The 6850-nt window shown below is 46.0% G+C and carries 10 protein-coding genes; 7 read left to right on the top strand and 3 right to left on the bottom strand.

Annotated features, from left to right (window positions below; genetic code table 11):
• Window positions 1-168 precede the first annotated feature (168 nt).
• The gene (locus tag VB714_RS26445) at window positions 169-1158 is read right to left on the bottom strand and encodes an alpha-ketoacid dehydrogenase subunit beta (protein WP_323228262.1); all 990 of its coding nucleotides are present in this window, start codon (window positions 1156-1158) and stop codon (window positions 169-171) included.
• Window positions 1159-1320: 162 nt separating this feature from the next.
• On the opposite strand from VB714_RS26445, the gene VB714_RS26440 reads away from it, so the two are divergent.
• Window positions 1321-1836 (top strand): peptidylprolyl isomerase, encoded by a 516-nt coding sequence (locus VB714_RS26440; protein ID WP_323228260.1) that lies wholly within the window; start codon window positions 1321-1323, stop codon window positions 1834-1836.
• A 113-nt stretch (window positions 1837-1949) separates the two neighbouring features.
• Here the strand turns inward: VB714_RS26440 and tkt are convergent, their stop codons facing one another.
• The gene (gene tkt / locus VB714_RS26435; RefSeq protein WP_323228258.1) at window positions 1950-3971 is read right to left on the bottom strand and encodes a transketolase; all 2022 of its coding nucleotides are present in this window, start codon (window positions 3969-3971) and stop codon (window positions 1950-1952) included.
• 18 nt (window positions 3972-3989) lie between these two features.
• Window positions 3990-4187: a hypothetical protein gene (locus VB714_RS26430; RefSeq protein WP_323228256.1), complete on the bottom strand. Its 198-nt coding sequence runs from the start codon at window positions 4185-4187 to the stop codon at window positions 3990-3992.
• Window positions 4188-4241: 54 nt separating this feature from the next.
• Between VB714_RS26430 and VB714_RS26425 the strand changes: the two genes are divergently transcribed.
• The 6 genes from VB714_RS26425 to VB714_RS26400 all read left to right on the top strand — a co-directional run bounded on the left by VB714_RS26425 (window position 4242) and on the right by VB714_RS26400 (window position 6765).
• Window positions 4242-4625 carry a gamma-glutamylcyclotransferase gene (locus VB714_RS26425; protein ID WP_323228254.1) on the top strand — a complete coding sequence of 128 codons (384 nt, stop codon included), beginning with the start codon at window positions 4242-4244 and terminating at the stop codon, window positions 4623-4625.
• A gap of 118 nt (window positions 4626-4743) precedes the next feature.
• Window positions 4744-5277, top strand: a complete 534-nt coding sequence (locus VB714_RS26420; RefSeq protein ID WP_323228251.1) for an RDD family protein — start codon at window positions 4744-4746, stop codon at window positions 5275-5277.
• Window positions 5278-5319: 42 nt separating this feature from the next.
• Window positions 5320-5514 (top strand): 50S ribosomal protein L33, encoded by a 195-nt coding sequence (gene rpmG / locus VB714_RS26415; protein WP_204105395.1) that lies wholly within the window; start codon window positions 5320-5322, stop codon window positions 5512-5514.
• Between the two features lie 63 nt (window positions 5515-5577).
• Window positions 5578-5793, top strand: a complete 216-nt coding sequence (gene rpsR, locus VB714_RS26410) for a 30S ribosomal protein S18 (RefSeq protein ID WP_323228250.1) — start codon at window positions 5578-5580, stop codon at window positions 5791-5793.
• Window positions 5783-6001, top strand: coding sequence for a hypothetical protein (locus VB714_RS26405; protein WP_323228249.1), 219 nt, complete (start codon window positions 5783-5785; stop codon window positions 5999-6001). Before rpsR ends, VB714_RS26405 begins: the two co-directional genes overlap by 11 nt.
• The gene (locus VB714_RS26400) at window positions 5998-6765 is read left to right on the top strand and encodes a hypothetical protein (protein ID WP_323228247.1); all 768 of its coding nucleotides are present in this window, start codon (window positions 5998-6000) and stop codon (window positions 6763-6765) included. Before VB714_RS26405 ends, VB714_RS26400 begins: the two co-directional genes overlap by 4 nt.
• Window positions 6766-6850 lie beyond the last annotated feature (85 nt).

The following is a 6850-nucleotide window of genomic DNA, read 5'->3' as shown; positions in this document are numbered from 1 at the left end:
GGGGGGTGTGGGAGGGGTGGTCAGCAATCAAGAAGCTATCCACTATCCACTCTCAACTACCTGCTAACCACTACCCGCTAACCACTACCCGCTAATCACTAACCACTAACCACTATCCACTATCCACTATCCACTATCCACTATCCACTCTCAACTATCCACTATCCACTATATCTGTGCAGTCATAAGTTTCTGCATCGCTTCGACAATTTGGGGAGGTTGGATGATGGTGAGATGTTCCAATGTTCCGTTATAGGGCGTGGGAATATCTTGAGAAGATAAGCGCACGATCGGTGCATCCAGTTCATCAAAAAGTTGTTCGTTAATGAGTGCTACCAATTCCGCAGCAATTCCTCCCGTTTTCATGCACTCCTCGACAATAATAACGCGATGGGTTTTGCGAATGGATTTGGCGATCGCTTCCATATCAAAGGGTTTGAGGGAAATCAAATCGATGATTTCAGGATCGTACTCTAAACCCTGCTTTTCGAGGAGTTTAACGGCTTGGGTACAGTGGTGACGCATTCGCGAATAGGTCAAAATTGTGACATCTTTTCCCGGTCGCACGATTTCTGCCCGATCGAGGGCGCAGATATATTCGTAGTCTGGTAAATTTTCCTTGAGATTGTAGAGGAGAACGTGTTCAAAGAAAAGAACAGGATTATCATCGCGAATGGCTGCTTTGAGGAGTCCCTTAGCGTTGTAGGGGGTCGAACAGGCAACGATTTTCAGACCGGGAACCGCGTGAAAATAAGCCTCGAGACGTTGGGAGTGTTCCGCCCCTAATTGCCGTCCCACTCCCCCAGGACCGCGAATTACCATCGGGATTTTAAAATTCCCGCCGGAAGTATAGCGTAACATCCCTGCATTATTGGAGATTTGGTTAAAGGCGAGGAGTAAAAACCCCATGTTCATCCCTTCCACGATGGGGCGCAACCCTGTCATTGCTGCACCCACCGCCATGCCGCAAAAACTATTTTCCGCGATCGGGGTATCCAATACCCGCAAGTCACCATATTTTTTTGCTAAATCTTTCGTGACTTTATAGGATCCGCCATAATGTCCCACATCTTCCCCAAGGACGAGAACGGTTTCGTCCCGTCCCATTTCCTCATCCGTTGCGTCTCGGAGTGCATTAAAAAATAGAGTTTCAGCCATTCCGCGTTACCAATACAGCATAAGCGATCCTATCATTCATTCAGTCACCAGTCATCTATCGGCGATCGCCAGTTATTGGACGAGAAGAAGATTAAGCATTGATTTTAAGTAAACTGGATAGCGAGAAAGTAAAACCTTATACGGACTATAAATTCAACATTCATGGCAAATCCCACAGCAATCCTTGAAACTTCCCTTGGGAACATCACCGTTGAGCTATTCACCGACGTTATGCCCATCACGGCAGGAAATTTCATTAAATTGGCCAAAAGTGGCTTTTATGATGGTCTACATTTTCACCGGGTGATTAACAATTTTATGGTGCAGTTTGGTTGTCCTCACAGTAAGGATCCTAACTCTTCCCGAGCGGGGACGGGTAACGGTCCTGATGGGTGCATCCAAGATGAGCATCCCGAGAATGGGAAACTTTCTAACGAACCCGGAACTCTATCTATGGCTAATACAGGTCGCCCGAATAGTGGGAGTTGCCAGTTCTTTATCAATACTGTTCATAACTCCTATCTAGATTGGTTTAGTCCTGGGGCATCTAAGCATCCTGTTTTTGGGAAAGTTACGGAGGGAATGGATGTTTTGAAAGCGATTGAAACAACCCCAACAGGACAAGGCGATCGCCCGAAAACTCCGGTTCAAATGGTCAAAGTAACGATCGACGAATAAACTCCGGAAGCGTGCGGAGATTTTCTCCGCACTCTGTTCATTTAAACAAAATCAATTAAACAAAAAAATAGGGCAGGAAAAACCCACCCCATTCGATCGCACAAACTTAAAACTTAGCCCATTAAAGACTTAGCTTTACTAACAACATTCTCAACGGTGAAGCCAAATTTTTCGAGGGCTACATCACCAGGACAAGAAGCACCATAACGATTAATACCAATGGTATTGTCTTCGCTGCCTGCATAGCGACCCCAACCGAAAGTAACTCCGGCTTCTACTGCTAAACGAGTTGTAACGGCTTTCGGTAAAACAGACTCTTGATAAGCCGCATCTTGTGCTTCAAACATCTCCCAACTGGGCATGGAAACGACGCGGACTTTCTTGCCTTCAGCCCGTAACTTATCTGCTGCATTCACGCAAAGCTCAACCTCACTACCGGTACCGATGAGGATAATATCCGGCGTTCCTTCGCCCCCAGACAGGACGTAAGCGCCTTTCTCTGCCTTGGCAATGGAACTGCCTTCCAAATTGGGTAAACCTTGGCGAGAGAGGGCTAAGAGAGTGGGTTGTTTCTTCCCTTCTGCTTTAGCTTTTTCCACGGCAACTTTATAAGCTGCCGAAGTTTCATTCCCATCCGCAGGACGATAAACAATTAAATCGGGGATCATTCGCAGAGATGCGATATGTTCGACGGGTTGGTGAGTGGGTCCATCTTCCCCGAGGGCGATGGAGTCGTGAGTCATGACCCAAATTACTCCCGCTTGAGACAAGGCAGACAAGCGAATGGCATTCCGCATATAGTCAGTGAAGACCAAGAAGGTTGCACCGTAGGGAATTAAGCCGGAACCATGCAGGGCGATACCATTACAAATTGCCCCCATACCGTGTTCCCGAACGCCGAAACGGAGGTTTTTGTTAGCGTACTGTCCTTTCTGGAAATCCCCTGTACCCTTGATTAGGGTCTTATTTGAGGGAGCCAAATCAGCAGAACCGCCAAAAAGTTCGGGTAGCATTCCTGCGATCGCATTTAAAGTCACCCCAGATTGATTCCGAGTCGCATCTTTCTTGGTTTCCGGGGTATAAACGGGCAGGCATTTGTCCCAATCTGCGGGCAGTTTACCGCTAATCAGACGCTCGAAAAGGGCAGCATCTGCGGCATACTTGGTTTTGTAGGTGGCAAAGGTTTGATTCCACTCTGCTTCTGCACTGGCACCGCGATCGATCGCCTTACGGAAGTGTGCCAAGGCATCCTCGGGAACTTCAAAAAAGCCGTATTCCCAACCCAATTCCTTCCGGGTTGCAGCCACTTCATCGTCCCCTAATGCTGCACCGTGGGAGTCGTGGGAGTTGGCTTTATTGGGGGAACCGTAACCGATAGTGGTGGTGACTTTGATTAAAGAGGGCTTATCGGTGACTTTCTTGGCCGCTTCAATGGCTGCCGCGATCGCATCTACATTGGTGTTACCATCGGGAACGTGCTGGACGTGCCAGCCATAAGCCTCAAACCGCTTGCTGACATCTTCTGTGAAGGATAGATCGGTAAACCCATCGATGGAGATATGATTATCATCGTAGAGGGCGATTAATTTCCCTAAACCGAGGTGTCCGGCTAAAGAACAGGCTTCTCCGGAAATTCCTTCCATATTGCAACCATCACCAACGATCGCGTAGGTATAGTGGTCTACAATGGTCGCGTCTGGCTTGTTGAACATGGCGGCTAAATGAGCTTCAGCCATTGCTAAACCGACACCATTGGCGATGCCTTGTCCGAGGGGACCGGTAGTAACTTCTACCCCTTCCGTTTCAAAGTTCTCGGGGTGTCCTGGGGTTTTCGATCCCCACTGGCGGAATTGCTTAATATCTTCAATACTGACGCTATCATAGCCCGTTAAGTGGAGCAGGGCGTATTGCAACATACAGCCGTGACCGGCAGAGAGGACAAAGCGATCGCGGTTAAACCACTTGGGGTTTTTGGGGTTGAAACGCAAAAAACGATCCCAGAGGGCAAAGGCCATGGGGGCGGCTCCCATCGGTAGCCCAGGATGACCGGAATTCGCTTTCTGTACGGCATCAATGGCTAAAAAGCGGATGGAATTGATGCAAAGTTCTTCTAGGGATTGGCTGGCAACGACCATATTTTCTTAAGTTTATTATTAACTACGGTGGCATGGGAAATGAATGCTGGTCAAGGCTGGCTGACCGCGATCGCCCAAAACTGTTCTCATATCATCCCATTGTTGGGGATCGACGGGCAAGAAGATTAGTGAATTACTGAAGATTAACTGCAAAGCAGCATCATAAATGGCGGCTTCGGGATTCACGGGGCGCGATCGCATCTCAAACCATAGCAACTTTTTCCGGGTTGAGCGGATAATGGCATAAAACTATCTTCAAGGTGTTGACGCATGAAAACAATTAATTTGGCTGTCAATGGCACGTTAATGCGAGATTTAAAACTCAATCAAAATTTGCTCAATGTCGGTGCAGAATTTGTCAAGGAAGCACAAACAGAACCCACTTATCGTTTGTGGTCAATTGATGATAAGTATCCTGCTATGCAGCGCGTGAATGAGTCAGGAACTAACATTGATGTTGAAATTTGGGCAGTTCCTTTAGAAGGATTAGCACAAATCTTATTACAAGAACCGCCTGGTTTGTGTATTGGTAAAGTTCGCCTCGATAGTGGAGAAGAAGTGCTGGGGGTGGTTGGCGAAACAATTGCTTGTGAGGGAAAAAAAGAAATTACAAATTATGGGGGTTGGCGCAATTATATTCAGTCAATGGTTTAGATTCTCGGTTCCGCGATCGCGCTTTTTGCCTCGATCGCACCAATCTTAACCCAGGCATTGATAAGATAGGTTTGGGAACAAACCGGCACGATCTCATCTTCCCCGCAACTTGAAACCCATGGAACCCGATCTCCTTCCCCCCAAAAAATTTCCTCGCGTTCCCTTTGAACGGCGTTTTTACGCTTTTGCCATCGATTTAACCTTGACATGGCTGCTGAGTTCCTTTGCTGGGAAAGGTGCCGTACAAGCGATTGTCTTCTTCTTAGCTTGGATTCTCCTGCGAGTGGTGGTTGTGGATAAAAATCAAGGTCAAAGTTTGGGATCTTGGTGTATGGATATCAAAGTTCTCGATCTGCGCTTCCGCAAAGTACCAGATTTATTCGCCCTTGCCAAGCGAGAAGGGTGTTTGGGAGGATTGGCCACTTTTGCCGCGATCGGCTTCAATCTCTTCTTTATCAATCCTTTTTCCACCCTTTTGCTGGTTTCTCCCCTCATTGTCGATTGCGCGATCGCCTACGCTGACGACGACTGGAATCAAGCCTTTCACGATCGCTTCTTCGGTACCGTCATGGTTCAAACCAAGCGAGGGTATTCTCTCGATATTCGCTTGCGAAGATTCCTTGCGGATTTGCGCTATCGTATGCGAAGATAGAAAGCTGCGTTGAAATTAGGCACGGATGGAATTACTTAGATTATGGCAAGCAAAAAGGGCGCTAGAATCATCATCACCTTAGAGTGTACGGAATGTCGCACTAACCCCGATAAGCGATCGAACGGGGTTTCTCGCTATACAACAATGAAAAATCGTCGCAATACCACCGGACGGATGGAATTGAAGAAGTTTTGTACTCATTGCAATAAGCATACCGTTCACAAAGAAATCAAATAATCGGTTATCCGGTAAAAACATTTCCCCACTCGATCCCCTAAAAATTAGTACAAAAGAACAATCATGGCTTATTACCGCAAACGTCTTTCTCCAATTAAACCTGGAGATCCCATCGATTATAAGGATATCGAATTACTCCGCAAGTTCATTACCGAACGCGGCAAAATTCTTCCTCGTCGTATTACGAATTTAACCGCAAAGCAACAACGAGATTTAACTTTAGCGATCAAACGGGCTAGATATATGTCACTTCTACCCTATATCAATATTGAAAGCTAGAGCTAATTACTTTGTTTTTCTGAAAGGCGATCGCATTGGCGATCGCTTTTTACTGTTTGGCATAATTTTGTATATTACGACACATTACCGATCGCCTCGATCTGAGAAATCATTAATCCTTTCAAGAAGGGTGCAAAATTTGGTAAATTCCCCAGAAGTAGACTTTGCTGAAATCTTAGAAACGCGATCGCCACCAGATAAAATATGAATGCTAAATTACCAGACGGATATCGAGATAGATTGTGCGGCTTACTCCAAGCAGAATGGCGCGGTGGAGAAAGTTATACCAAATTTGCCACTCGCCTCGATTTAGGCTCGGGAAGGACGGTTAAAGCATGGTTAACGTTAGATTTTCGAGCCGAACCCGATCCGCAAAAATTGAGGAAATTGGCGCATCATCTCGGTTGGGAACATTGGCAATTAATGCGCTATCTCGATACGGGAGAACATCCCGACTCACTTCCTTTAACATCAGAGAATCTCACTACAGAAAATATTGACGATGAGACAGCACCGAATGTATTATCAGCCCTACAACAAATGTCCGATTTGGCAACTAAAACGATTCAATTGGTGAAAATGCTTCCATCCCCAGAACCTACTTTACCTCAACCCAACCTGCTGTTAGCCAAACCTCCTGCATTAAAAAATCTCCCTCAAGCGATCGCCTACTGTATTGAGAAATCCCGTCAAACCCCTACTCAGATTGAAGATAGAATTCGCGATATCCGCTATTATGGTTCTTCAGAGGTCAAAATCACTTTAGAAGAGTTTGAAGCGATTCGCCAAGGAAAAGTTCTCCCCACCAATGAAGCAACGATGGAGGCGATCGCGGATATTGTCGATCGCGATCGTGAAGTTTTTACGATTCAAGAGTGGTTAAGTACTTGGATTGTATCGATTTATACTATGTCTGCAAAGCGTGTTAAAGAAGAGGACAAAACTTGCTCGAGTGTTAATATTGCTTCTTAAATTTTCTGTAAAGGCGTTAAATTTAATGCCTCTACAGAGTTTAATTTAACTAGAGAATTTAGGGATATTCTAACTTTAATGCGTG

The sequence above is a fragment of the Spirulina sp. 06S082 genome (genome assembly GCF_034932145.1).
GTDB lineage: Bacteria > Cyanobacteriota > Cyanobacteriia > Cyanobacteriales > Spirulinaceae > CCY15215.
This window is presented reverse-complemented; position numbering and strand designations above follow the sequence as displayed.